The 22,341-nt window shown below is 54.5% G+C and carries 20 protein-coding genes and 3 pseudogenes; 13 read left to right on the top strand and 10 right to left on the bottom strand.

Annotated features, from left to right (window positions below):
• Positions 1 to 178: 178 nt before the first annotated feature.
• On the bottom strand, positions 179 to 1,276 hold the full coding sequence (bamC, locus tag FBAL_RS06590) for an outer membrane protein assembly factor BamC (RefSeq protein ID WP_013344802.1): 1,098 nt from the start codon (positions 1,274 to 1,276) through the stop codon (positions 179 to 181).
• 9 nt (positions 1,277 to 1,285) lie between these two features.
• Positions 1,286 to 2,164, bottom strand: coding sequence for a 4-hydroxy-tetrahydrodipicolinate synthase (dapA, locus tag FBAL_RS06585; protein WP_013344801.1), 879 nt, complete (start codon positions 2,162 to 2,164; stop codon positions 1,286 to 1,288).
• Between the two features lie 168 nt (positions 2,165 to 2,332).
• Here dapA and FBAL_RS06580 point away from each other — a divergent pair, with 168 nt between their 5' ends.
• From FBAL_RS06580 to FBAL_RS20210, 8 genes are all read left to right on the top strand, one after another.
• Complete coding sequence (locus tag FBAL_RS06580; protein ID WP_013344800.1) at positions 2,333 to 2,872, top strand: glycine cleavage system transcriptional repressor; 540 nt, start codon at positions 2,333 to 2,335, stop codon at positions 2,870 to 2,872.
• Between the two features lie 21 nt (positions 2,873 to 2,893).
• Entirely contained in the window at positions 2,894 to 3,355 is a 462-nt protein-coding gene (gene bcp / locus FBAL_RS06575; RefSeq protein ID WP_013344799.1) for a thioredoxin-dependent thiol peroxidase, read from the top strand.
• Entirely contained in the window at positions 3,348 to 3,653 is a 306-nt protein-coding gene (locus FBAL_RS06570) for a hypothetical protein (protein WP_013344798.1), read from the top strand. The genes bcp and FBAL_RS06570 overlap by 8 nt, the downstream gene beginning before the upstream one ends.
• Positions 3,654 to 3,687: 34 nt before the next feature.
• Positions 3,688 to 4,335: a ZrgA family zinc uptake protein gene (locus FBAL_RS19530; protein WP_013344797.1), complete on the top strand. Its 648-nt coding sequence runs from the start codon at positions 3,688 to 3,690 to the stop codon at positions 4,333 to 4,335.
• 3 nt (positions 4,336 to 4,338) lie between these two features.
• Positions 4,339 to 5,028 carry an ABC transporter ATP-binding protein gene (locus FBAL_RS06560; protein ID WP_013344796.1) on the top strand — a complete coding sequence of 230 codons (690 nt, stop codon included), beginning with the start codon at positions 4,339 to 4,341 and terminating at the stop codon, positions 5,026 to 5,028.
• Positions 5,022 to 6,272, top strand: a complete 1,251-nt coding sequence (locus FBAL_RS06555) for an ABC transporter permease (protein ID WP_013344795.1) — start codon at positions 5,022 to 5,024, stop codon at positions 6,270 to 6,272. The genes FBAL_RS06560 and FBAL_RS06555 overlap by 7 nt, the downstream gene beginning before the upstream one ends.
• 7 nt (positions 6,273 to 6,279) lie before the next feature.
• Positions 6,280 to 6,789: a DUF3299 domain-containing protein gene (locus tag FBAL_RS06550; RefSeq protein WP_013344794.1), complete on the top strand. Its 510-nt coding sequence runs from the start codon at positions 6,280 to 6,282 to the stop codon at positions 6,787 to 6,789.
• 105 nt (positions 6,790 to 6,894) lie between these two features.
• On the top strand, positions 6,895 to 7,059 hold the full coding sequence (locus FBAL_RS20210; protein WP_216086808.1) for a hypothetical protein: 165 nt from the start codon (positions 6,895 to 6,897) through the stop codon (positions 7,057 to 7,059).
• Positions 7,060 to 7,304: 245 nt separating this feature from the next.
• On the opposite strand, the pseudogene FBAL_RS06545 reads toward FBAL_RS20210, so the two are convergent.
• Positions 7,305 to 7,730: pseudogene (locus FBAL_RS06545) on the bottom strand (integrase core domain-containing protein); the annotation flags it as partial.
• On the opposite strand from FBAL_RS06545, the pseudogene FBAL_RS20205 reads away from it, so the two are divergent.
• Together FBAL_RS20205 and FBAL_RS20200 are read left to right on the top strand one after the other, a co-directional pair.
• Positions 7,725 to 7,859: pseudogene (locus tag FBAL_RS20205) on the top strand (IS5/IS1182 family transposase); the annotation flags it as partial. The pseudogenes FBAL_RS06545 and FBAL_RS20205 sit on opposite strands and share 6 nt — an antisense overlap.
• A gap of 57 nt (positions 7,860 to 7,916) precedes the next feature.
• A pseudogene (locus tag FBAL_RS20200) lies at positions 7,917 to 8,021 on the top strand (IS200/IS605 family transposase); the annotation flags it as partial.
• An 81-nt stretch (positions 8,022 to 8,102) separates the two neighbouring features.
• Here the strand turns inward: FBAL_RS20200 and FBAL_RS20195 are convergent.
• The 6 genes from FBAL_RS20195 to FBAL_RS06515 form a co-directional block, all read right to left on the bottom strand.
• On the bottom strand, positions 8,103 to 9,305 hold the full coding sequence (locus FBAL_RS20195; RefSeq protein WP_013344793.1) for a hypothetical protein: 1,203 nt from the start codon (positions 9,303 to 9,305) through the stop codon (positions 8,103 to 8,105).
• A 141-nt stretch (positions 9,306 to 9,446) separates the two neighbouring features.
• Complete coding sequence (locus FBAL_RS06535; RefSeq protein ID WP_041251211.1) at positions 9,447 to 10,079, bottom strand: hypothetical protein; 633 nt, start codon at positions 10,077 to 10,079, stop codon at positions 9,447 to 9,449.
• Positions 10,072 to 12,675, bottom strand: a complete 2,604-nt coding sequence (locus FBAL_RS06530) for a hypothetical protein (RefSeq protein WP_013344791.1) — start codon at positions 12,673 to 12,675, stop codon at positions 10,072 to 10,074. The genes FBAL_RS06535 and FBAL_RS06530 overlap by 8 nt, the downstream gene beginning before the upstream one ends.
• A gap of 204 nt (positions 12,676 to 12,879) precedes the next feature.
• Positions 12,880 to 13,392 (bottom strand): hypothetical protein, encoded by a 513-nt coding sequence (locus FBAL_RS06525; RefSeq protein WP_013344790.1) that lies wholly within the window; start codon positions 13,390 to 13,392, stop codon positions 12,880 to 12,882.
• Positions 13,393 to 15,217: 1,825 nt separating this feature from the next.
• Positions 15,218 to 16,927, bottom strand: coding sequence for an ammonia-forming cytochrome c nitrite reductase subunit c552 (locus FBAL_RS06520; protein WP_245544379.1), 1,710 nt, complete (start codon positions 16,925 to 16,927; stop codon positions 15,218 to 15,220).
• Positions 16,928 to 17,390: 463 nt separating this feature from the next.
• Positions 17,391 to 18,089, bottom strand: a complete 699-nt coding sequence (locus FBAL_RS06515; protein ID WP_013344787.1) for an NAD(P)H-dependent oxidoreductase — start codon at positions 18,087 to 18,089, stop codon at positions 17,391 to 17,393.
• A gap of 241 nt (positions 18,090 to 18,330) precedes the next feature.
• Between FBAL_RS06515 and FBAL_RS06510 the strand changes: the two genes are divergently transcribed.
• The 3 genes from FBAL_RS06510 to FBAL_RS06500 all read left to right on the top strand — a co-directional run bounded on the left by FBAL_RS06510 (position 18,331) and on the right by FBAL_RS06500 (position 20,575).
• Complete coding sequence (locus FBAL_RS06510; RefSeq protein WP_013344786.1) at positions 18,331 to 19,248, top strand: M14 family metallopeptidase; 918 nt, start codon at positions 18,331 to 18,333, stop codon at positions 19,246 to 19,248.
• Between the two features lie 116 nt (positions 19,249 to 19,364).
• Positions 19,365 to 19,769 carry a DUF4332 domain-containing protein gene (locus FBAL_RS06505; protein WP_013344785.1) on the top strand — a complete coding sequence of 135 codons (405 nt, stop codon included), beginning with the start codon at positions 19,365 to 19,367 and terminating at the stop codon, positions 19,767 to 19,769.
• Between the two features lie 95 nt (positions 19,770 to 19,864).
• Positions 19,865 to 20,575 carry a helix-turn-helix transcriptional regulator gene (locus FBAL_RS06500; protein WP_013344784.1) on the top strand — a complete coding sequence of 237 codons (711 nt, stop codon included), beginning with the start codon at positions 19,865 to 19,867 and terminating at the stop codon, positions 20,573 to 20,575.
• Positions 20,576 to 20,676: 101 nt separating this feature from the next.
• On the opposite strand, the gene FBAL_RS19525 is transcribed toward FBAL_RS06500, so the two are convergent.
• Positions 20,677 to 22,320 carry a hypothetical protein gene (locus tag FBAL_RS19525; protein ID WP_013344783.1) on the bottom strand — a complete coding sequence of 548 codons (1,644 nt, stop codon included), beginning with the start codon at positions 22,318 to 22,320 and terminating at the stop codon, positions 20,677 to 20,679.
• Positions 22,321 to 22,341 lie beyond the last annotated feature (21 nt).

Raw genomic sequence — 22,341 nt, 5'->3', positions numbered from 1 at the left:
GCGGCATGGTACCCCAAGCCCTCGTCAATGAATGTAAAGAAGTGCCAGCCAGCCATTTCCAAATACAACTACGATCATTTGCCGCACCAAGGCGCAACATTTGCGCTACCCAGGGCGCTGTTCAGCCACAAAAAAAGCAGCCCTGAGGCTGCTTTTTGGCTGGACCGGTTGTGCGGATTTACTGCAGGTCGCGACTCTCTTTCTGCAGCAGTTCCGCGAAGCGGTTATACATCTGGGTCACCGTTTCGGTCGGCAGCGGATTGGCTTCGTTGTCCATCAGGGTAATGGCGGTGCGCTCGCCCATCGGCTCGAGACGGATCTGATACGGACCCTCCTCCAGCGGCAGCTCATCGTTGTCACCCCAGAGCGACGCCCAGAAACCACCGTCCGGCTCGTAATCGACAAAGTAGGTGGCCAGTTGCTGGTCCAGGTCACGCACCTGGAAGCCGAGCAGCGGCAACACTTTGTCCATACGACGCCACACCTGGTCGAAGCTGGCTTCCGCCACAAAGGCGGTGTTTTCGTCGCTGTCGAAGCCCAGCTCAGTCTTGATGCCGCGGCCGTTCAGCAGTTCCTGAGTGGCCTGGCGCTGCTGGCGCTCGAAGTTCATGTAGGCGATGGCGTTGTTGAGCATGTCGATGGCGTAGCGACGACGGTCGGCATCGGTCAGCACAATGCTGTCATCGACACCATCCAGCCCCTCTTCGTGATCCACCAACTCGATGGTGATGGAGCCACTGCGACCATGATCCTTCACCACGGTATCGAACTCGTAACGTTGACGGATCTGGTACACCTTGTCGCGGAACCAGGACTTGCCAATCACCTCTTCGTTCTCAATCCAGTCGGTGACGATCACGCCACTGTCATCACGAGCCACGTTGATGGACTTGTCATCGAGGAACTTCAGCAGGGTGTCGTGGATCTCCTGGGCCAAGTCGATATCGTCCTGATTGCTTTCCACCAACACCGTGATGCTGTCGACGCCATCCTGAATACGGGTGCCCGGTGCCAGCGGCAGTACCTGCAGCGGTGGACGCACATCCAGGCGCGGCCCCACCACGTCGCGTTCAGCGTTGTCACCCAGTTTGGGGATATCAAATTCGCGGCTCAGGCGCGGCGCGTCCAATCCCGCTGGCACCACCAGCGGCGTCGGGGCGGGCTGCTCCAGATAGTCAAAGCCACCACTGGCCTGACGGCGTTCCAGTGGCGTACTGCACCCCACCAGGATAAGCACCGGCGCCAAAGCGGCGATGGCTAAGCGATTGTGTTTCATTCCTTTCCCTCAAACAGGCTCGGAGGCGGCCAGCGCCTCGCGCACTTTTTCTTTTCCTTGCTCGCTCAGCTCGGTCAGGGGCAAACGCATCACGGTACGTTCTGTTACCCCAATGGCTTCCATTGCCCACTTCACCGGAATCGGGTTGGCCTCAATAAAGAGGGCGCCATAGAGCGGATACAGCTGGGCATCCAGGGCCCGTGCCTTAACGATATCGCCACTGAGTGCAGCATCGCACAAGGCTTTAAACTCGGCCGGACGTACGTTGTTGGTGACCGAGATAACGCCATCACCACCGGCCAGCATAAAGGCCATGGCGGTCGGATCATCGCCGGTCAGCAGCAGGAAGTCGTCACCACACAACTGACGCAACGGGGTCACCCGCGACAGATCGCCGGTGGCTTCCTTAATGCCTACGATGTTTTTTACCCGGCTTAGTTCCGCAACAGCCTCCGGTTTGAGGTCGCAGCAGGTTCGGCCCGGCACGTTGTACAGAATGATGGGCTTGTCAGTGGCCGCGGCAATGGCAGAGAAGTGTGCCACCAGACCCGCCTGGGTCGGCTTGTTGTAGTACGGGGTCACGCTCAGCATGCCGTCCGCGCCCACCTCGTCGCAGGCTTTGGTCAGGGCGATGGCCTCAGCGGTGCTGTTGGCACCGGCACCGGCGATCACCGGCACCCGGCCTGCGGCCTGTTCCACTACGGCTTTAACCACGGCGACGTGCTCAGACACGTTAAGCGTCGCAGACTCGCCGGTGGTACCCACGGCCACAATGGCGTCGGTACCGTTATCGATGTGAAAGTTCACAAGTGTGCTCAAAGCGGAAAAATCCACCGAGCCGTCCTGGTTCATCGGCGTCACCAGAGCGACGATACTGCCTCGAAACATCCCGTCTATTCCCTACGTTACAGAGCAAGCTATGGTACTGTTGCACCTGGTTGAAGACAAGGGAGCGACCGGCGAAACCCTTTGTGCTAGCATGGCCGCGTTTACGTGGAACCCGGGGCACTTCACTTTTCCGCCATTGCGGTCGCCCCGACCAAGATAGGACCGAACATGACCCAGTATCTGGCCGTTACCGCCATGGGCACCGACCGTCCCGGCATCGTCAATAAGCTGGCTACCCTCACTGCCAGTTGTGACTGCGACATCATCGACAGCCGCGTTGCCATCTTTGGCAACGAGTTTTCCCTGATTATGCTGGTGGGCGGCAGCTACAGTGCCATTGCCCGATTGGAAAACGAACTGCCGATGCACGCCGCGCAGTGGGAACTGCTGACCATCTGCAAGCGCACCTCCGAGCACACCGCCGTCGACTTTACCTCGCGCCTGGTGGTGGAGTTTGAGGGTCAGGACCGCCGCGGCACCATGAAGCAGATCACCCAGTTCCTTGCCGACCGCGAACTGGATCTGGCGGGCTTCAGCTCCAACGCCCGCCAAAGCGAGGACGGTTCTGGCCTGCAGCAGGTGGAAGTGCGCATCAATGCCACCGCCCGAGTGGACCTGGATGCGCTGGAAGCCAATCTGAGTGATTTGGCTGAAGAGCTGAACCTGACCTGCCGGTTCCGCCGTATGGAAGGCGCCCAAACCGACTGACTGACCCAATAAGGAGAGCCCATGCAACCATTGCAAGCGGGTGACAAAGCCCCCCAGTTCACCCTGAAGGACCAAAACAATAACGACGTCTCTCTGGCCGATTTCGCCGGCAAGAAAGTGCTGGTCTATTTCTACCCCAAGGCGATGACCCCGGGATGCACCGTGCAGGCCCAAAACCTGCGCGACGTAAAAGCCCAGCTGGATGACCACAATGTTGTGGTACTGGGCATCAGCCCGGACCCGGTAAAGCGCCTGGCCAAGTTTGCCGAGCGTGATGAGCTCAACTTCACCCTGTTGTCCGACGAAGACCATGCCGTCGCCGACGCTTTTGGCGTATGGGGCTTGAAGAAGTTTATGGGCCGCGAATACGACGGCATCCACCGCCTCAGCTTCCTGATTGGCCCGGATGGCACCGTTGAGCAGTTCATCAACAAGTTCAAAACCAAGGACCACCACCAGGTGGTGCTGGACCTGCTTGGTTGATTGTCGCGTGCGGCGCCTGATCGCGACGCTGCTACTGGGCTGGACCCTATGTCTGTCCCTGATTGCCAGCCACGCATTGGCGGAGGCGCTGCATCACCATGATGGCAGCGCCTTATGCGCCCAGGGCCAGCTGATTGACCACTGGCTGCATGTACTGCCCGGCGCGGTGCCCACGCCCCTGGCCAACGCCAGCCCCGTGCTGACGCTGGCCGCCACCAGCCCTCTTTGCCCCACGCCTCCGCCGGTCCTCACCGGCAACCGCGACCCCCCTGCACTCCCGTTCGCTTTGCTCCGTTAACCCTTTTTCGCAAACCGACCCGGGAGAACCCGCAATGAAAACCCTGACCCTGACTGCCGTCGCCATCACCGCGACGCTGAGCCTGTCCGCCTGCCACCCCCATGACGATCACGACCACGGCCATGACCACGCAGCCACAGACCAGTCCGCCGTCGATAGCCACGCCCACGACAGCCATCTGAAGGGCGCCATGGACCATGACCATGACCATGACCATGACCATCAGCACCACGGTGCGGGACACGGCGCCCACGTGCATGGTGAAGGAGAACTGACCCTGATCCAGGAAGGCAACGAGGTGATGGTGGAGCTGTCGCTGCCGACCGACAGCCTGTGGGGCTTTGAACGAGCACCGCAAAACGACGACGAGCGGGCTCTGGTCCAGCAGGTTCTGGGCCAACTGACCGCTGGCCACCGCTTTTTTGTTCTCTCCAGCGGCGCCGACTGCGAGCCGAGCCGGGTCGAAATCACCCCACCGGCAGGATTGGACAATCCCGATGCCAGCGGCCATATGGAGCTGGAAGCGCAATGGTTCTGGACCTGCCAAGGCCCCATCAAGGCGCTCGAGGTCCCCCTGTTTAAGCACTACCCCGATATCCACCGTCTCACGCTGCAGCGCCTGACCGAACAGGGCAGTGGCGGCGCCGAGCTGACTCCCAACTCTCCCTCTGTCCAGTGGTAACCCATGCACCAACTTGAAATCCACAACCTGCATTATCGCTGGCCCGGGTCCGGTCGCCAGTTGCGGTTACCCAAACTGACTCTGGAGGCGGGCGAGCGCGCCATGCTTAAGGGAGTGTCAGGCAGCGGCAAGTCCACTCTGCTCAACCTGATCGCCGGGGTACTGAGGCCGGACGACGGTACCCTGCAATTGACCGGCGTCGAACTGACCCAGCTAAGCGCCGGCAAGCGCGACCGACTTCGGGCCGAATCCATGGGCATCGTATTCCAGCAGTTCAACCTGCTGCCCTACCTCAGCGTCCACGACAATATCGTGCTGCCGCTGAAGTTTGCACCGCAACGCCGACAGCGGGTATCTGACCCGGAAGCTGAGGTGAGTCGGCTGATGGACGCCATGGAGTTGCCACAATCCGTGCTCAGCCGCCCGGTAACCGAGCTGTCCGTCGGACAGCAGCAGCGTGTGGCGGTCGCCCGCGCCTTGATCGGGTCGCCGGCGTTGATTCTGGCCGACGAGCCAACCTCAGCACTGGACCCGGATAGCCGTGACCGCTTTATGGCGTTGCTGACCGCTCAGTGTCAGGCGGCGGGTTCCAGCCTGTTGCTGGTCAGCCATGACCCGGCCCTGGCCGAATGTGTGGATACCCAATACCAGCTGCAGGTGGATGAACAGGGCACGGAGGTCACGCGATGCTAAAACTGATGCTGCAAAGTCTGCGCAACCGCCTGACCAGCGTCCTGCTGACACTGACCGTGATCGCCGTGGCAGTGGCGCTGTTTATCGGGGTCGAGCTGGTCCGCAGCCAAGCCAAACAGAGCTTTGCCAACACCATCTCAGGCACCGATCTGGTGGTGGGCGCCCGCAGCGGCAATATCAACCTGCTGCTCTATTCGGTATTCCGGCTGGGCAACGCCACCAACAACATCGGCTGGGACACCTACGAGCGCCTGTCCAATACCCGGGGTATCGCCTGGACCATCCCGCTGTCGCTGGGTGACTCCCATCGCGGCTATCGGGTTCTCGGCACCAACCAGGCCTACTTTGACCACTACCGTTTTGGCAAGAAGCAGGCCCTGACTCTGGCCCAAGGCGAACGCTTCGACCACCTGTTCGAGGTGGTGCTGGGCGCCGAAGTGGCGCAGAAACTGGGTTACCAGCTGGGCGACAAGTTGGCGTTGGCCCACGGTGCTGGCGGCTCCACCAGCTTCTCGCTGCATGACGATATGCCCTTTACCGTGGTCGGCATTCTAGCCCCCACGGGCACGCCGGTTGACCGCACCCTGCACGTCTCGCTGGAAGCCATTGAGGCGATCCATGTGGGCTGGCAGGGGGGTGTCCGCACCCACGGCGTTAAGGTGGACCAGGTCAAGCAGATGGATCTTACCCCAAACACCATCACCGCTTTTCTGGTGGGGCTGGAGAGCAAGTTCCAGTTGCTGGGTGTGCAGCGGGCGATCAACACCTACCGGGGTGAACCACTTTCTGCAGTGCTGCCGGGAATGGCCCTGGCAGAGCTTTGGACCCTGCTAAGCCAGGCTGAGAAGGCCCTCGCCATTGTCGCAGCTTTCGTCGTGGCTGTGGGGTTAACCGGCATGTTGACCACCCTGTTGGCCAGCCTGAATGAACGTCGGAGGGAGATGGCGATTCTACGGGCCATGGGCGCCGGCCCACGCCATATCTTCCTGCTACTGTGGGCCGAGGCGGCCCTACTGGCTTTGGTCGGTACCCTGCTGGGCTACCTGCTGGCGCAGGCCGTCATCTTAGCACTTGCACCACTGGCCCTGGCCCATTACGGTTTGGTGCTGAGTCTGGATCTGCCCTCCGGCACCATTCTATGGATGATGCTGGGCGTGCAGCTGGCCGGTTCGGCAGCGGGATTGATTCCGGCCTGGCGCGCCTATCGCCACACCCTGGCCGACGGGCTGACACAACGATTGTGAGGACCACATGAAGAACATCGTTATCCTGGCCTTGAGCCTACTGTTTTCCACCCAGGTTATGGCAGACGTTCGGGTATTGGAGTGGGATGATCTGCGCCCGGAGAGTGAGCGCAACCAACCGCTGATGCCCGCCAACCCCCATGCTGGTATGCCGTTTGGCCCAGAGGAAGAGCTGATGGGCGGTGGCGATCCCTGGGTACAGTCCACCGGCCCGGTGGTACCGGAGCTGAACGGCGAAACCATACGTCTGCCCGGCTTTATCGTGCCGCTAGAGGGCGATGAAACCAAGGTTACCGAGTTTCTTCTGGTGCCCTATTTTGGCGCCTGCGTTCATGTCCCCCCGCCGCCGACAAACCAGTTGGTCTACGTGAAGTATAAAGAGGGGATCCCCCTCGACATCATCTGGGACGCCATTTGGGTTACCGGCAAACTGAATACCAACAGTTTCTCGGTGGAGGAGTTCTCTGCCGGATATACGCTGGAAGCCACACTCGCTACGCCTTACGATGAAGGATAAAGCGAAGACACAATGCCGAGACTAAGGACATATCCGCAACAAGACGATCCTGGTGAATTGCGATGGTTTGCACTCTAGCTAAGCCCAAAGAATCAAGGCGACAAGTTGGCGCTGGCCCAGTATGGTTTGGTGCTGAGTCTGGATCTGCCCTTCGGTACCATCCTGTGGATGATGCTGGCAGTTCAATTGGCCCGCTCAGCCGCGGGATTCATTCTGGCATGGCGCGCCTATCACCACATCCTGGCCGACGGGCTGACGCATCGGCTGTAAAACAAAAGCGACCACCATCAAAATTTGTAGCCGAATCAGGCTTTTGTTCACCGCCTCGACGGCTCTAAAAGGGTAATTCGATAACGGCGGTCAGCACGACAGGCTGTGTCATCAAAGATAAACGATTCACGAAAAAGGCCCTCCGATAAGCGGGGCTTTTTGTTGTCATCCCTAAACCACCGCCTATGGCGGTGGTGAACAGAACTGGTAGTCCTCCCATTTTTAACCGCAGTTAAAAGTAGAGATTAGGCTGCCATCAATGGTGGCCTGCCGTTGTTGGCCTTGTGGGGCCGCTCATGATTATAAAACCAGAGCCATCGGGTGGCATGTTCTTGTACCTCTTCGATGGATTCAAACAGGTGCTTGCTAACCCAACTGTAACGAATGGTCTGGTTGTGGCGTTCGATGTAAGCGTTCTGCTGTGGATTGCCAGGTTGGATATATTCAATCCGGATCCCTTTTGATTTGGCCCAGTTGGTAAATTCAGCACTGATGAACTCAGGACCATTGTCGCAGCGTAAGATTAACGGTTTAGGGCGATACTCAAATAGCTGTTCCAGTGCTCTGATCACCCGAAGCGACGGCAATGACAAGCCCGCCTCAATCGCCAGTCCTTCGCGTTTGTAATCGTCGTTCACGTTAAATAGGCGGTAATTACGGCCGGTCGCTACAAGCAGCTTATCAGTCCGAAGCTGAGCCTTCGTGATTATGATGCTCAGGTCGGTGAGGCGTTGGCTGGTGTGAAGGCGATGAACAAAGTCATAGGACTGGGTATGCCTGTCCGCCAGATGGTCAACTAAACCCGGAAAAGCCCTTGGGGCCGGGCTTCCCCGAGAACGAATTGATCAACAACGCCTTCAGTGGGTGCTAACGAAGAAATCATTCGGCGCTATGTGAGACACCAAAATAGAGCTTCAAGGCAGGAGGAGGAGAGGCAGCAAGGCCTGAATCTCCCCACCTAAGTGGAAAGCCCCCTTCTAGGGGGCTAATCGAAAGCCACCTGCTATGCAGGTGGTTTTTTACTATCTCTGCACCTGCGACGCCTAGGGTCTTTCATCCACATTCAAATAAAACGATGACGAGTAGTCTCCCGCTTGTATCCGGTAGATGTTATAGGGCATGGTGACGACAGAGATGTCGAATCGCTTGCACGTTCCTCCTCCAGGGGCTGGCGAGTCAGGGAGTGGTGAAAAGTCATAGAGCTTCGGTATGTTAGAGCAAAAACCATAATTCAACTCGCCACAGTATTGCTTTTCGTTCCCTGAATTGGTCAATCCCAGCGTTCTGGAGATAATTCTGTATCGAATAATGGCGTTTGCCGCATCCAGAACCGAATCAGAGCGATTAGCCAATACAAAAACACCTGGCGTCCGGACTCCATATGCACTTTCTGAATCAAGAGAATCTGGATACGAAACGTCCTGACCGACAACTTTTATGGTTAGATTTGAATAATCCGGAGCTTCCAGACAAAAGTCCAGGCTGCCCGTTCCGTACTGGTTCTCCGTATCCAGTGAAACAAAGTTAATGGGAAGAACTTGTCCCTCTAAAGCATGCAGTTTGACAGGCGCTTCCTCAGCATCATCCCCATCAGAACGCATCACCGTAACATTTATCCGAACCGAAACATTTAAAATAAGAAATCGCTCATGCCAGTCCATAAATGGTGCATTGAACGTAGCCGTATACTGACCATTAGGAAGCTTAGCAAAGTCTGAGAATCTAAGCCTTAAGCCGACCCTTCGTCGATTTAGGTGCTGGAAGTGGTCGGGCACATCCGCTACTATTCCACCTCTTCCAGACATGCATCGATGAAGATGATTATCTTCATGCTGAAAACTGCATCCAAATTCCGCCAGGTACATTTCATCCGTATCGTTACTATATACGGCAAGCGGCAGAATTCCGACACCTTTAATATACCAAGTTGGGTTCCAGTTGCTCGCTGCTGGAAGCATGTAAGCCGCATTCGCCCAAAGCAGAAGATCATTACGGAGCATCGAATACTCCTCTTTGACACAGTCCCTAAACGTATCATTAGGCAGACAGCTTACTGCAGGTAAGTCTAACCAAAACCACTCTCTATAGTTATCTGTTGTTTTAGATGCATCGACAGTGATGTTGTGCGTTTCAGTATGAGTGGAGCCACGATAGACCGCATTAGCGGATCCTGTACCGACTATAAAAAACAGCGTTGCAATGTAAAGTGTTATTATTGATGCTCGTTGCAGATTAAGTTTGTACATAAACGTGGCTCCCAAAACAATAACTCAGGTATTGTGACAACAACATGATAACGATCATAACCAGTCATACCTCGTTAGTGAAAATACATCGTCTCCGAGACAAACTGGAAAGATAAGCGCTTTCTATTCCTGATTTATCAATCAGTAAGAAATTTCCGTCCCGTTATCATCTCTAAATCCGTAATTTTCCGTGTCACAGCCTGGCATTATTTCAATGCTCGTTCCCGGGTAGATCCTAAACTCGGAACGCTCTTCCGAGTTGCAAGTCGTCTGAACATGCAGCCTGACGTTTCCGACATTCGTAAATTGTTTGACACCATTTTTATCCGAGCGATACAGAAGAGTCGGCTCCTTGTGCACTGGCAATACACGAAGCAACACTCCGTAAGAAACGTTTATCGTCATTCCTTTGTCAAAAGACGAAACCGGTACAAAGCGGATTCGATATAGCTTCTCAGACTGTATATTACTGTTGGGAAGTAACAGCCTCACCTGCTTAGATTCTCCCGGTCCCACTTTAAAACGACGCGGGTAGACCGACATATCGAGAGAATCGGTGTTCTCAACCTTCATCTCTTTTTCTTCTGGCGTGCCAGGATTCAGCAGTTGATAGAGGTTAACTCTGACAAACTCATCATGCTTCGATGTGTTAGTTACCTTTATCACCCTGGAGACCAACTCTTCCTCAGTCCCATAAAGCTCCATTGGCTTAACCGAGATCCCAAACGCGGAAGAGCAGAATAACAAAAAAAGCAAAGGGAAAATTTTACTCACAACGTACACTCCCTAATGAATAATAGATATCGCTATAGATTCTCATATTGTTGTACCGGCAAAGCAGGATTTCATCATTGACTGACGCTTCAAACACTCCATCACTCAATAGGTCTTTCGATGTACAGGTAAATTCGTAATCACCATCTGAACCAAAGTTTCGATCGCATCCCTTTATCTTGATCGAACCCCTATCTGCCGACCCAATATCATTAAATGCGATGATAAACTTATCGCTATAAGTAAAATCAATTGTCCTGACATCGCCTTTGAAGATATCGATCAACTTTTCATTAATAAGTATGTCTGATAGCCTTGATTTATTAACTTCCGTGGATTTAACACTTAAGTTGTACCTTCCAGGTTCCAGCGGAAAGAACTTTTGTTCGCTGCCATCCAATCGATAGCTAATTACGCTATTCTTGCTTTTCAGCGTAACAGTCAATAACTCATCTGACGGGATGGTTCCGGTATCAAATATCACACCAGTATCCGTATAGGCAGTTTGGTGAGACCTGAAACTGTATGACCTGTCGTTAACAGCCAAAAGGTAATCGTGCGCCAGGGAAAACTGGTTACGGGACTGCGAAAACGAGCCACTTCCATAAAAGGCGCCAAAGTCTGAGCCATATCGTGCTGATACAGAGGCATGGTGACTGGTCGCCAGTTTGCTTCGGGTTACTCCCGCCCGTGCACTCAGAGACAGATCATCGAACCGCGTTGAGTAGCCCAGTGAGTGCCCTTGTGTCGGGTAGGAGGTTTCCCTGAACAGATCGTCATTGTATGAGGCATCGTAACTCATTGAGTGTTGACCCTGGCTGTAACTCAGATTAAAGCCTACATACAGATTCTCACTGTCCATGCCGCTCATAAAATTACTCATATCATCACGTTGCTCAAAACTCCCGTTCAAGCCAAGAGTGATACCATTGGAAAAGTGATGATATTTGTTTAATGACACACGATTTGTTTGAGCTCGAACGCCGGAGGTAGCGTAATCCACGTACTTATAGTTGTAGGTAGCAAAGACCCCAAAGGGCAATTGAACCGACATGTAGGCGTTCAGGTCATCAAAGCAGTTATATGAGAGAAATTGATTCTGCTCACTGCAATCTTTGGAATCAACCGAGCGATATTCGAGACTGCTGTACACACGAGAGAAAGGACTGGCGGAAATTCGGGTCCCATATCCAGACTCCCCATTCGTTGCCACAGCACCGTATAGTTGAAACATCAAAGGGCCGAACGACTTTTGATACTCCAACTCCGACGAAACGTCACCAAGTTCGGCAAAATAGGAGGTTTGAAAGTCGATGTCGCCATAGTGTGAGTTAAGGGCAGACTTAAGCGTCACCGCTCCCTGATACGCTCCGTTTATCTCTTTTGCTCCAAGCGCCAACTTCAGATATATCGACTGCTCATCAGCTCGAGCTAACGATTTTTTGAAGTAATTAATGGTCTCAGAATCCTCTGTCCCATCATTGTATCGCTTCTTTACCTCAACCAGATTCTGACCGTCATCCAACAGGCGGTCATCAATACGGTTAAAACCTGGCGCAAGATTAATGCCGGTAACAAAGCGGCCATTGGCGTATATCGACGCATACGCATAGCCTCGAGAGAATACATCAAAGCCTTCGCCACTTTGGTTTACCTTAAACTCATGGTCAAATGAGCTGAAGTTGAACAATTCAAGTCCTGCGAAGCGATGGGTTTTGAGCAGGTTCGCGTAACCCAAAGTGCCATAGGGTTCGTTGTAGCTTTCATCTGTCAGCCAACCGATACCCATCTGCATGCCGTTATTGAAGGGCTTGAGCATGAATGAAGCATTTTGCAGTTTCAAGTACGAATCGCCATCATTGGCCTGACCATAGTAATCCATACTGAACATGCCAAATTGGCCCTTGTAGCTGTCTTTCGCTCTAAGGTTGGCATTAATGTCACTACTGACATCATCGAAATGTACAGAGAGGTTTTGCCAATGAATAATGCCTCTCTTCAAACCATAGGAGTACACCTCTTCCTGATCATCTTTAATGATAGAAAGTGACAAGCTGGGGTCATCGACTGACAGGCCAAACTGTGTGCCAGAATCCAGTGCGATGGTTTTACCAATATCCACACCTTCCGTCAGTATATTCGTAATTGCACTGATCTCTGCATCGGAAAGAGAAAGATTGTGTACATACTTAGCTAAAGGAATATCACCACGAAACTTGACAATGCCATCTTTGATTTTAGTCTCAGAAATTACGCCATTTCGCCCATTTACATATAGGTGGTATTGCTGGTACTCATCATCTTCAGTGTACCAATCTGGTGCAACAACCACATAAGCGGGAGTGTCGTGTTCATCTACCTCTTTATCGGCAACCTGTTCGGTTTCGTTCACACTCTGTGCTTTTGAAGATGGTGCCTTGTTATGGCTATTCTCTCTTGGAACGACAACAATGCCATGCGCCGCTCGAAACGCATCGAGCTTCTCTGCGCTGACAGTTCGACTATCAAAACCGATAAGCAGCCCAGGAAACTTCTTCTTTAAATATTTGGTTGCGTCTGTTGACTCTCCGGAAGTCAAGGCAACGCATTTGCTCATTGAGTAGTAGGTCCATGAGTGAAGTACACATTCATCCAGACTTGGTATCTCAGCATCAACAAACACTTGTTAGACTTCCCTGATATAATTTGAAAAAAAGAGGCCTAATACCGTTGGTAACCAATATTAGGCCTCTCTTACTAAACCATACTTAATTCGGCCAGTTTTCAGCCAAATCGAATAGAATGAGTGTGTGATATTAAGTTAAGGCTGCAACTCAAAGTTCAGCACAAAGCTACCAGTGTAGTTTCCGCTTTGCAGAGCATCGCTGTTAGCGCTTTCAATGGTGAGCGGGATATTCTTAGGACCAGTCATGGATGAATTATCGGAGTCATATTCAAACAGGTCAGTCTTCGCAGCGGTGATCGCTTCATTCTGAGTCAGAGTTTCACCGCCCAGTTTAAATACCAGAGGAATGCTCAGATTCTGTTGAGCATCGACCAGAGCCGGTGAGCTCTGCAGTGTGACATTGACGTCTTTATAGCTATTGGCAGTGAAGTTCAGAGTCATAGCTACAGTCTCAAGACCGTTATTGGTTGAGTTTGCCTCCATGATGATTGGCGCATCCCAGGTACCAGAGATGTCATCAACACTCAGGCTGGTATCAACAGAAGCACTAACCTGAATGACTTTGGTTGCTGCCTGAGCACCAAAAGAACCAACCATCAGCACAACTGCGGACAGTGCAGCTAACTTATTAAATTTGAAAACTTTCATTTAACTATTTCCCATTTGACGACAAATTATTTGACTCACAACAAAGATAGCTCTGCAAATTAAACGTCTCGATATATTACGCTAGCCACAAACGCTAAACTTGAGGCGCTACGCCTATCAGAATTCGAAAATTCCAACAATATTCAAGCGAGTAATTTACATGGCGAATGTATCACCGCCGTCACAAATCAATGAATTAAATAAGATTAAAAATAATTAAATACCATTATCCTTGCATCACTCATTGCATTACAAAAGAGTCAACACTCCATGCCCTTCAATGCCGGCCTTATAGCGACCAAACCGATGCAGAAATACACTCATGACGCCGCAAAAGTTAGAACCAATACTCTATTTAGTGTTTAGAGTCTAACGCCAAAATAACCAGATCCCAGGCAAATTGAATTAAACAGTTCCTCGGTATAAATCAACTCAGAGTGAATTTTTATGTTTTCAATATCGATTTCTGAACGTTTTATTACATCTTTATCCATTCCTGTAAGCCTGGTTTTCTTTCCATTATTCCTTTTCGTGCCAGACACAAAACGTTCGAAACCCAATCCGGGCCACACCTCATTTTCGACCGCCTAAGCGAGTGAGCAAGCCAACATCGGCAGCGCTACGGCAGATCTTGCGCATGGTAGGTTGGGAGGTCGGCACAGGGCATTGAGCAAAAGGAAAAAATCGCTCCCACTCAGGCAGGCTGGCAAGCTCTCCACCTGTGATAAGGGGTTATCCCTCTGGTCGGCTTCACTGACGGCCAAAGTAAACGGAGCAAGCGATATGGCTTGGTAACTCAACAGACAGGGCGGTGCTCTAGGCGGCTTCGAAACGAGGCGCAGGGGTGTAGGGGAGGCACCATCCCGATGACCCGATAATCGTTTTTGTCACGCCGGCCAGTAGCGTGACCGATTGGGTTCGCGCCAGGACGATACAGGTCTTACCGTCCGCTTCCATGGGTGGGTCATCTGGATGCCATGGGTTGGTTTGAGGGCTGAGCCAGAGGCCAACCGATGCTGATGGTGGTGCATCATCATAGCTATCGCTCTGGTCCCATGAATAAAGGTAACTCATGATGGGCCTGTGTGATGCTGATCAGCCAGTTCGCAGGGGGGATACCCAAAGCCAGGCTCACCCACCGCTAATGACCGGTTATTCGCCACCAATGAAGGGGAATCGTGCCTGGATAACCACGAGACCATCAGCGTCCGGCATCGACGCTCCGCCGCCAGACATGCAGGGGGATTGGGGAAAAAGCGCCGTCGGCACCTCCAGGCTTCGCTCAACACGCTTTCGGCTATTGCTCAAACTCAATGCCGTCAGCTTTCAGGTGAACGCTTTGGTCGTAGGTGGGGCCCTGACCGTCGCTCTGCCGAACCTGTAAAAAGAGGGTCAGCCTTGCCGATAAGAGCCGCTTCTCAGGAGAGGACATTCAGGTTCAGAACTCCCGCACAATGCGACTTTCCCATTCTCGTTAAACATTGTTGCCAGTAGAGCTCGATGGGGCCAGTTGGGTCAGGTGTACGGTTTTTGTCGGACCCGCGCGGAACAACACCCTTGTCTGTATCTCCTTCACTTTGATGCCTCAGTAACTTCGAGTCCTGAGGTTCGCGGCAATAGCGCTGATGGAACGATCACCACCAGCATAGAAGGTGGTTTGAGGCGGACCACAAAAAAAGGCGCCCTTTGCAGGGCGCCCTCTCAGGCCATAGGAGTATGCTGAAGTCACGGTGATGGGCCGTCACTTCCGGCGATAGCGCCGCGCAGGGAGATGAGAGTTCAGCCGGGCTTTTTGCCCGGCTGGGCGTATCGCCGTCGGTTTACCTTATGGCTTGAGCGGATGCGGCCACTCTTTTTCCACCCGCTCGGAGAGGAATTTGTCCTTATCGGCTTCCATCTTCTCCAGGTCCAGACCGGCCAGAGGCTGGGCTTTCGCCTTGGTGTCTACGGTGGTGATGTCAAAGACATAGTCCGGCGCATACTTAGCCACCAGAGTCGCGGCTTCAACCAGGGCTGCATCGATGATGGCGTTGGACTTGGTCAACAGACGAACCGCTTCGGCCTTGTTGTGAGCGTGGATACCGTGAGAGGCGGTTGCACTGTCCCAGAACCACTGAGCATTACGGATTTTAGTCAGCAGGCTGTTCATTTCACCCGCCAGCTCGGTACCCGCTTTCAGGGCGCCTTCGTAGTTGGCTTTGGCTTCACCGATGGTCTTGCCTTCCGCCAAGCCTTCAACCCCATTGGCGGACCAGATGGCTTGCGCAGTGAAGTGCAGCTCAGTCAGGCGGGCGTCGGTGCCGTTCTCACCAAAGCGCAGCGCGTTGATCTCATCCTTGCGCGCCTTCAGCATCGGCTCAAAGGACTCTGCGCTGTGGCAACCCAGACAGCTGCTCGGGAGGTTGTTGGCGTCGAAGCGCACGTTGTGGCGGGAGTACTCCATGCCACTGTCATTCTCCGCTTTCGGCATGTGGCAAGTGGCACAGGTGAAGTCGAGGTGGCTGGACATGGTGTGGCTGGTGCGGTCGACCAGGTTTTCGTACTCAGGGTGCTGAGTCTTCAGGTTCGGCGTACCGGAGATGGCGTTGGTCCAATCCTTGTAGCCTTTGGCGTCAAAGTAGGCCAGCTGCGCTTCGGCAGCAAAGCCTTCATACAGACCGTCAGTGCCCTCGTAACTGACGACAGAGGCATAGTTGGTGTTTACACCCGGTACCCAGTGGTCCCAGGGGTACTTCACTTTCTTGGAGTCGGTGCCGTCGAAGTAGTACTCCACGTGGCACTGTGCACACACCTGATTGGCTTTTTCACCCGCATCCTGCGCTTCGAAGGTGCGGCCAATGGTGGTCATGGCACGGTCGGTGTAGGGGCGGGAGAGGCGGATCTGGTCTTCACCCAGCTCGTGACAATCGGCACAACCGATGGTGTTGGCCATCTCATGGCCCCAGGTGGACCAGCTGTTGTTAGAGAAGTTGGCTTCACCCACTTCGTCGTACATGCGAGCGATGTCTGGAGTCTTACAGCCCCAGCAACTGGCGGGCATCGCTTCACCCACGACAACGCCGTCCACCAGCATCGGGCTGCCGGTACGCAGGGTGGAGATCACGTCGGTCAGGGCAAAGTGGTGGCCCCGGGCGCGGTTGTAGTCCTTGGCAAAGCCGTAACCTGCCCAGGCTACTACCAGGTTGGGGTTGGCTTCCAGCAGGTCGGTCGGACCAGCTTCCGGGGTATTCTGTTCGGTTTCAGCCCAGGAGGCGTGCTGGGTTGGGAAGGATTCCGCCCAGTTGTCACTGTTATAGAAATCGGTGGGCCCGGTGGTCGGCGGGATCTCACACTGATTGGTTTCCGGATTCAATACAGTGCCTTCACCACACTCAACCGCCGGCGGCGGCTCAACGGGGGTGACTTCACAGATGTTGGTTTCCGGATTCAGTACTGAGCCTTCCCCGCACTCTACCTGAATGGTGTCGTCGTCATTACAGCCAGCCAGCGCAGCCGAAATGGCCACTGCCACAAGCAATTTGTTTCGCATCATCATGTCCCTCTGCATTTTTGTAATCTGGTTGCAACAGGCCCATTGCGAAATTGATTTAATCACCGGAATTTTGAAAACAACATGCCGTAAGAAAAGAATTAAATTATTTTGTGATCGATGTACTAGCAAATACCTCTTTAGTAGTACCCCTTAGGGGGTAGTTAAAAATCAAATCCATCATCCCATAAACTTTAAGGCATTGATTAAAAACATTTATTCAGTGAATGCCTCGATCATTTCAACCACAATAACCATTATCGTCATCGCATATTACGATTCATGCCCTTACGCATTTTGTAGCTCATTGTGCTGTACATCCTATTAATCATTGAGACCATCATTTTGATGAATAATTGATGGGGTTCGTGCTTTGACCGGCCACAAGATGCCGTAATAGAAAAGTACCAAGGTGCCCAAAACAGCAAAACGCGCCCATAGGGCGCGTTTTATTGACTCATCGGGATGTTCAGAAGTAGGAGACGATTTGATCCATACTGCGACGGGTTTTCGGGAACTGCGGCTCGTCAGCACGATAACCCAGCGCCACCATCACCGCAGGCTGGTACTGTTTGGGGTCAATACCGAAATGCTGCTCCAATACCTCGGCAGTTTTATCGACCTCAAAGCCTTCAATCGGACAGGAATCGATGCCCAGCATGGCGGCAACGGACATCACATTGCCCATGGCGATGTACGCCTGCTTAGCTGACCAGTCTGTGATCTGGCGGGTTCCCTCAATATGAAAGTCGTGTTCCTGAAACTTCTGGAATGCCTGATTGATAAAGCCGATCACCTCTTCCGGCAACTGCTTTACCTCTTTCATAAAGCGCTGTAGATAGTCGGAGTTATGCTTCATGGTCGAATCGGTGTGCGCCAGAAAGATCAAAAAGTGGCTGGCGGTACCGAGCTGTCCGGCAGTGCCATTGAACGCCCCGTTGGCGCCCCAGGCAAAGTCACGGAACAGCTCACGCTTCTCCGGAGACTGCACCACCAGGATCTGCCATGGTTCAAATCCAAAGGAGCTTGGCGACAGGCGGGCGGCTTCCAGAATGGTGTTGAATTCATCATCGCTGATCTTACGGTCAGGATTGAACACCTTGGTGGCGTGACGGAAGTGAAAAGCATCCAGGATCTGGGATTGAATCGCTTTGCTGTCGTTGGACACGGCGTGGCTCCTACATCGAATCGGGGAATGGGCCAATCCGGTGATACCACCGTCAGGCCCGACAACGGCGAGCATCGTAACAACCACATTAAGTGGTAAAAATGGCGGATAGCACCAATCACTATGGATAAAAATGTCCACAATACTCCCCCACTCTGGCCCGACGTGGGGCGCCTCAATTGCGGCCCGGGCGTGGCAGGGGTAAGCTCAGCGCTTTCCCCATTGTGGAGTGCATCACGGAATGACCCCCTTCTATCCCATCGGTACCCCGGGACAACCCTGGGGTGAGGACGAAAAGGCCCAATGGCTGGCCAGCATCCAACGGCAACGCAGCTATCGCGATGAAGTGCTCAGCAAGATTGATGCTTTGCGCGAACGCTTTGACATTGAACAGTATGGCGCCCTCTCCTACGACAGTGAACGTTATCCCCTGTTTGCCATTAAGAGCCGTGACTGGCAACCGGAACGCCCCAAAGTGCTGGTCACTGGCGGCGTCCACGGTTACGAAACCAGTGGCGTTCAGGGCGCCCTGGCGTTTCTGGACACCACCGCAGCCCACTACGCCGGGCAGTTTGATCTGGTGGTGCTGCCCTGCATCAGCCCCTGGGGCTACGAAGTGATCAACCGCTGGAACCCCCAGTGCGTGGATCCTAACCGCTCCTTTATGCCCGACAGCCCCTCTGAAGAAGCGGCAGCGGCCATGGCCTACGTCGCTGGCCTCGGGGTTGAATTTGCGGCGCACCTCGATCTGCACGAAACCACCGACAGCGACCAAACCGAGTTTCGCCCGGCTCTGGCCGCCCGCGACGGTAAACCGTTCGATGTCAGCAAAGAGGGGATCCCGGACGGTTTCTACACCGTGGATGACAGCGAACGCGCCAGCCCGGCGTTTCAGAAAGCCATCATCGACGCGGTGCGTCAGGTCACCCACATCGCCCCGGCGGATGAAAACGGCCTGATCATCGGTGCTCCGGTGGAGCAGGAGGGGGTCATCAACTACCCGAAGAAGTCGCTGTTTCTTTGTGGCGGCATGACCGATGCCCGCTACGTCACCACCACTGAGGTGTACCCGGACAGCCCGAAAGCGAGCCCGGAGCAGTGCAATCTGGCACAGATTGCGGCCATTCGCGGCGCGCTGGATTATCTGTTGGCGCAGTAGATTCCCGCCCACCTTGCAAAGGCACCTTCGGGTGCCTTTTTTGTCTTCGGCCCATCACCAGTCGCGCCCAAAGCAACTACATTGAATGAGATTTCCAGCCGTAACGGAGTCCCGCTATGACCGCGATCACCAATGTGGAAGGCATCGGCGAAGCCTATGGTGCCAAACTGGCCGACGCCGGCATCGCCACTCAGGAAGCCCTGCTCGAAGCCGGTGCCAGCCGAAGTGGCCGAAGCCAGATAGCCAAAGACACTGAGATCAGTGACACGTTGATCCTGAAATGGGTAAACCGGGCAGACCTGTCCCGCATCAAAGGGATAAGCACCCAATATGCCGATCTGCTTGAGGCCAGTGGCGTGGATACGGTACCTGAACTGGCCCAGCGTAACGCCGAAAACCTGCTGGCCAGAATGACCGAAGTCAACGACGACAACGCGCTGGTTCGCCAGCTGCCAACACTGGGTAAAGTGGAAGACTGGATTGACCAGGCCAAGTCCCTGCCCCGGGTTATTACCCACTGACTCAAAATCAGCAGCGATAACAACCCAGCAACACCCTGATCTGCATCAATAACCCTCCCTGCCCCGCTCTCCATAATGGGGGCAGGGAGGGGGGTATGCGCTGGCATGGACTGGCCCACTGGGCTGAACAGCTGATCCACATTCGTCACCCCCTGCAGATGCACCAGGCCCTGCAGGGGCTATTGCCGTTGCTTGAGGCCGATGGGTTCTGGCTGTTTCTGGATGATGCCGCCAGCGAGCAGCACCACCAGTTCAGTGCCGGACTCTCGCCGGATGCTCATCGCTTTATGGCCGCCCAGCAAAGTCAGGATCTCTACCTGCAACGCTACCTGGCCGAAGGTCTGTCCGGCCAATGCGTCAAACTGCAATCCCTGCTGCGACGCGACGAACTGGAGCGGGTACAGTTCCTGAGCCGATTCCAGCCTCACTTTGCCTTCCCCCATTCACTGGGCCTGATCCTGCCTCTGGGGCGAGACCGTCGGCTGGGGCTGTCCTGCCATCGCCGTAAGGCTCCCTTCCACAGCGAGTCTGAGCACACCCTCAGTGCCGTCGGTGCCATGCTGGTGCCCTGGGCGCAGCTTTGGTTAGGCCCCAGCACCCCCTGCCAATGCGGCCTGACGTTGGCGGAAACTCAGGTGATGGACCTGCTGCTGCAAGGGTTGGATGGCAGTGAAATTGCACAGCGGCGTGGGGTCAGTAAGGAAACGGTCAAAAGCCAGATTAAATCGCTGCTGCACAAAACCGACTGCCGCCACCAGAACCAGTTGATCAGCAAGATGCATCGTCAAACAGCGTGGGAGATATAATGCCCCACCATCCAATTTGTCTCCCACCAAGCCAACATGGATGACGACACAAAAAAGCCTGCGCATCTCTGCGCAGGCAACGGGTTGATGAGCGGGTGCCCTCAAGGAGTAACAAGGCGGACGGCCAGGGCGAACCCCTGCTCACCATCATCATTGAAGTAGTTGATCATCATGTCCTTACTGGCGTTGATGGCCAGCACACCGAGCTCCTCGCCGCCGGTTTCTACAAGGCCATCTTCACGAAGGGTAAACGTGGCTTCCCAGTCGCCGTCGATCCAGGAATCGTCACTGGGATAGGTTGCGCCGGACTGCCAATGCTCGTCGATAAGTCCCTGGTCCGCCGTCCACTCAACGTGACGCAGGTGCACAGCGGTGACGTTGCCCTCAGCGTCGATCACCATCTCATCAACATCGTAGCTGTAGCCTTCCGGGTTCATCTCACCCACCGGCGGCAGACCGAAGCTGTACATCCGCCAGGTGCCTTCCAGATCCGCCAGGGTGATCGCTTCAGGCGGCTTCACCGCCACGATCAGCGCCGAGCGGCTGTCGTTATGTTCATGGCGCACCACCACATCCTTACTGCGGGCCATGTACATCATCCCGGCGTCCTCCTCATCTCCGGCAATGGTGATGGTGCCTTCGGTGGACAACTGAGCCGATACCGTATCATCCAGCTCACCGGGGCCAATCGGGCCGGTGCTATCCCCACCATGCAGAGCATAGATCGCCAGGTTGCCGTCGTTATCCACCTGCCAGCGATCCAGATAGAGGTAAGGCAGATCCGGGTCGTAGGGGGAGCTCAACGGCATCTCGACGCCGATGGTGTACCACTGCCCGGTCAGATCACTCTGCTGGTAATCACTGCCGAGCTTAATGGCCATGCCAAACTCCAGGCTGCCTTCGTAGCGGTCAAACACCGTGAACTTATCTTTGTCTGCGCTCAGGTAGGCTTCCCACTCCGGTGCTTCCGCCAGCAGCAGGCGACCATCGCTGTCCAGGTTCAGTTGCAGTGTTTCGCTGTCCAGTTCGCGGTTGCCGCTTTTGGCCAGCGCGGTGGCCAGCGTGGTGCCGTCCGGTTCAATCTCAAGACGATCCACCGCATAGGCAAAACCGTCCACCAGATTGTCCGAGGCGGGCAGATCGTAGAACAGGTCCATCCAGGTGCCAGCCAGATCGGACACCTGGTAATCACGGCCCTGACCGTAATGGGCCAGCGCGGTCTCCTCATCCACCAGCGGAGCCTCCACCCCGGCGTTCTCCAGCGCCGCTTCGGCTTCCGCGTCAAAGTTCTCAGACCCCATATCCAGACTGGTGCTGGCCATGGCAGTGTGGAGCGCTTCATCCAGCTGGATGCCATTCTCCGGGTTACCGTCACTGTCGAGGGTTTGCAGCAACCTAAGGGTGTTGACCACCTCGGTGGTGTGGGCGTCCTGATCGTCATACAGGGTTTGCGGCGTGACTTCTGCCTGCCCGGCCACGGCGGGAAACGCGGTGCCGCCGATGGAGAACACCACGGTTTCCCCTTCCAGATAGGTGAATTCGCCGTTGGCGTTGGTGAGTGCCTGCTGACTGGCGCTTTCATACGCCAGGCCACTGACCGGGCTATCGGAAAAGACGCCGGTGAGCGCTACAGGGTTTGGGTCGTCAATAATGATGTTGTCGCCGTCACTGTCACCGCCGCAACTGCTGAGCAGTACGGTCAGCGCAATGGCAATGGGTGTCGCGTGGTTCCTTAGCCGTCTCATGGGTACCTCCTTGGTTACCCC

The organism is Ferrimonas balearica DSM 9799, assembly GCF_000148645.1.
Lineage (GTDB): Bacteria > Pseudomonadota > Gammaproteobacteria > Enterobacterales > Shewanellaceae > Ferrimonas > Ferrimonas balearica.
This window is presented reverse-complemented; position numbering and strand designations above follow the sequence as displayed.

What these genes read in the sequence shown, in the direction of transcription:
- FBAL_RS06580 (WP_013344800.1), top strand. Translation starts at nt 2,333, where the DNA reads ATGACCCAGTATCTGGCCGTTACCGCCATGGGCACCGACCGTCCCGGC.
- bcp (WP_013344799.1), top strand. Translation starts at nt 2,894, where the DNA reads ATGCAACCATTGCAAGCGGGTGACAAAGCCCCCCAGTTCACCCTGAAG.
- FBAL_RS06505 (WP_013344785.1), top strand. Translation starts at nt 19,365, where the DNA reads ATGACCGCGATCACCAATGTGGAAGGCATCGGCGAAGCCTATGGTGCC.
- FBAL_RS06500 (WP_013344784.1), top strand. Translation starts at nt 19,865, where the DNA reads ATGCGCTGGCATGGACTGGCCCACTGGGCTGAACAGCTGATCCACATT.
- FBAL_RS19525 (WP_013344783.1), bottom strand. Translation starts at nt 22,320, where the DNA reads ATGAGACGGCTAAGGAACCACGCGACACCCATTGCCATTGCGCTGACC.
- FBAL_RS06520 (WP_245544379.1), bottom strand. Translation starts at nt 16,927, where the DNA reads ATGATGATGCGAAACAAATTGCTTGTGGCAGTGGCCATTTCGGCTGCG.
- dapA (WP_013344801.1), bottom strand. Translation starts at nt 2,164, where the DNA reads ATGTTTCGAGGCAGTATCGTCGCTCTGGTGACGCCGATGAACCAGGAC.
- FBAL_RS06525 (WP_013344790.1), bottom strand. Translation starts at nt 13,392, where the DNA reads ATGAAAGTTTTCAAATTTAATAAGTTAGCTGCACTGTCCGCAGTTGTG.
- FBAL_RS06530 (WP_013344791.1), bottom strand. Translation starts at nt 12,675, where the DNA reads ATGAGCAAATGCGTTGCCTTGACTTCCGGAGAGTCAACAGACGCAACC.
- FBAL_RS19530 (WP_013344797.1), top strand. Translation starts at nt 3,688, where the DNA reads ATGAAAACCCTGACCCTGACTGCCGTCGCCATCACCGCGACGCTGAGC.
- FBAL_RS06510 (WP_013344786.1), top strand. Translation starts at nt 18,331, where the DNA reads ATGACCCCCTTCTATCCCATCGGTACCCCGGGACAACCCTGGGGTGAG.
- bamC (WP_013344802.1), bottom strand. Translation starts at nt 1,276, where the DNA reads ATGAAACACAATCGCTTAGCCATCGCCGCTTTGGCGCCGGTGCTTATC.
- FBAL_RS20195 (WP_013344793.1), bottom strand. Translation starts at nt 9,305, where the DNA reads ATGTACAAACTTAATCTGCAACGAGCATCAATAATAACACTTTACATT.
- FBAL_RS06550 (WP_013344794.1), top strand. Translation starts at nt 6,280, where the DNA reads ATGAAGAACATCGTTATCCTGGCCTTGAGCCTACTGTTTTCCACCCAG.
- FBAL_RS06560 (WP_013344796.1), top strand. Translation starts at nt 4,339, where the DNA reads ATGCACCAACTTGAAATCCACAACCTGCATTATCGCTGGCCCGGGTCC.
- FBAL_RS06555 (WP_013344795.1), top strand. Translation starts at nt 5,022, where the DNA reads ATGCTAAAACTGATGCTGCAAAGTCTGCGCAACCGCCTGACCAGCGTC.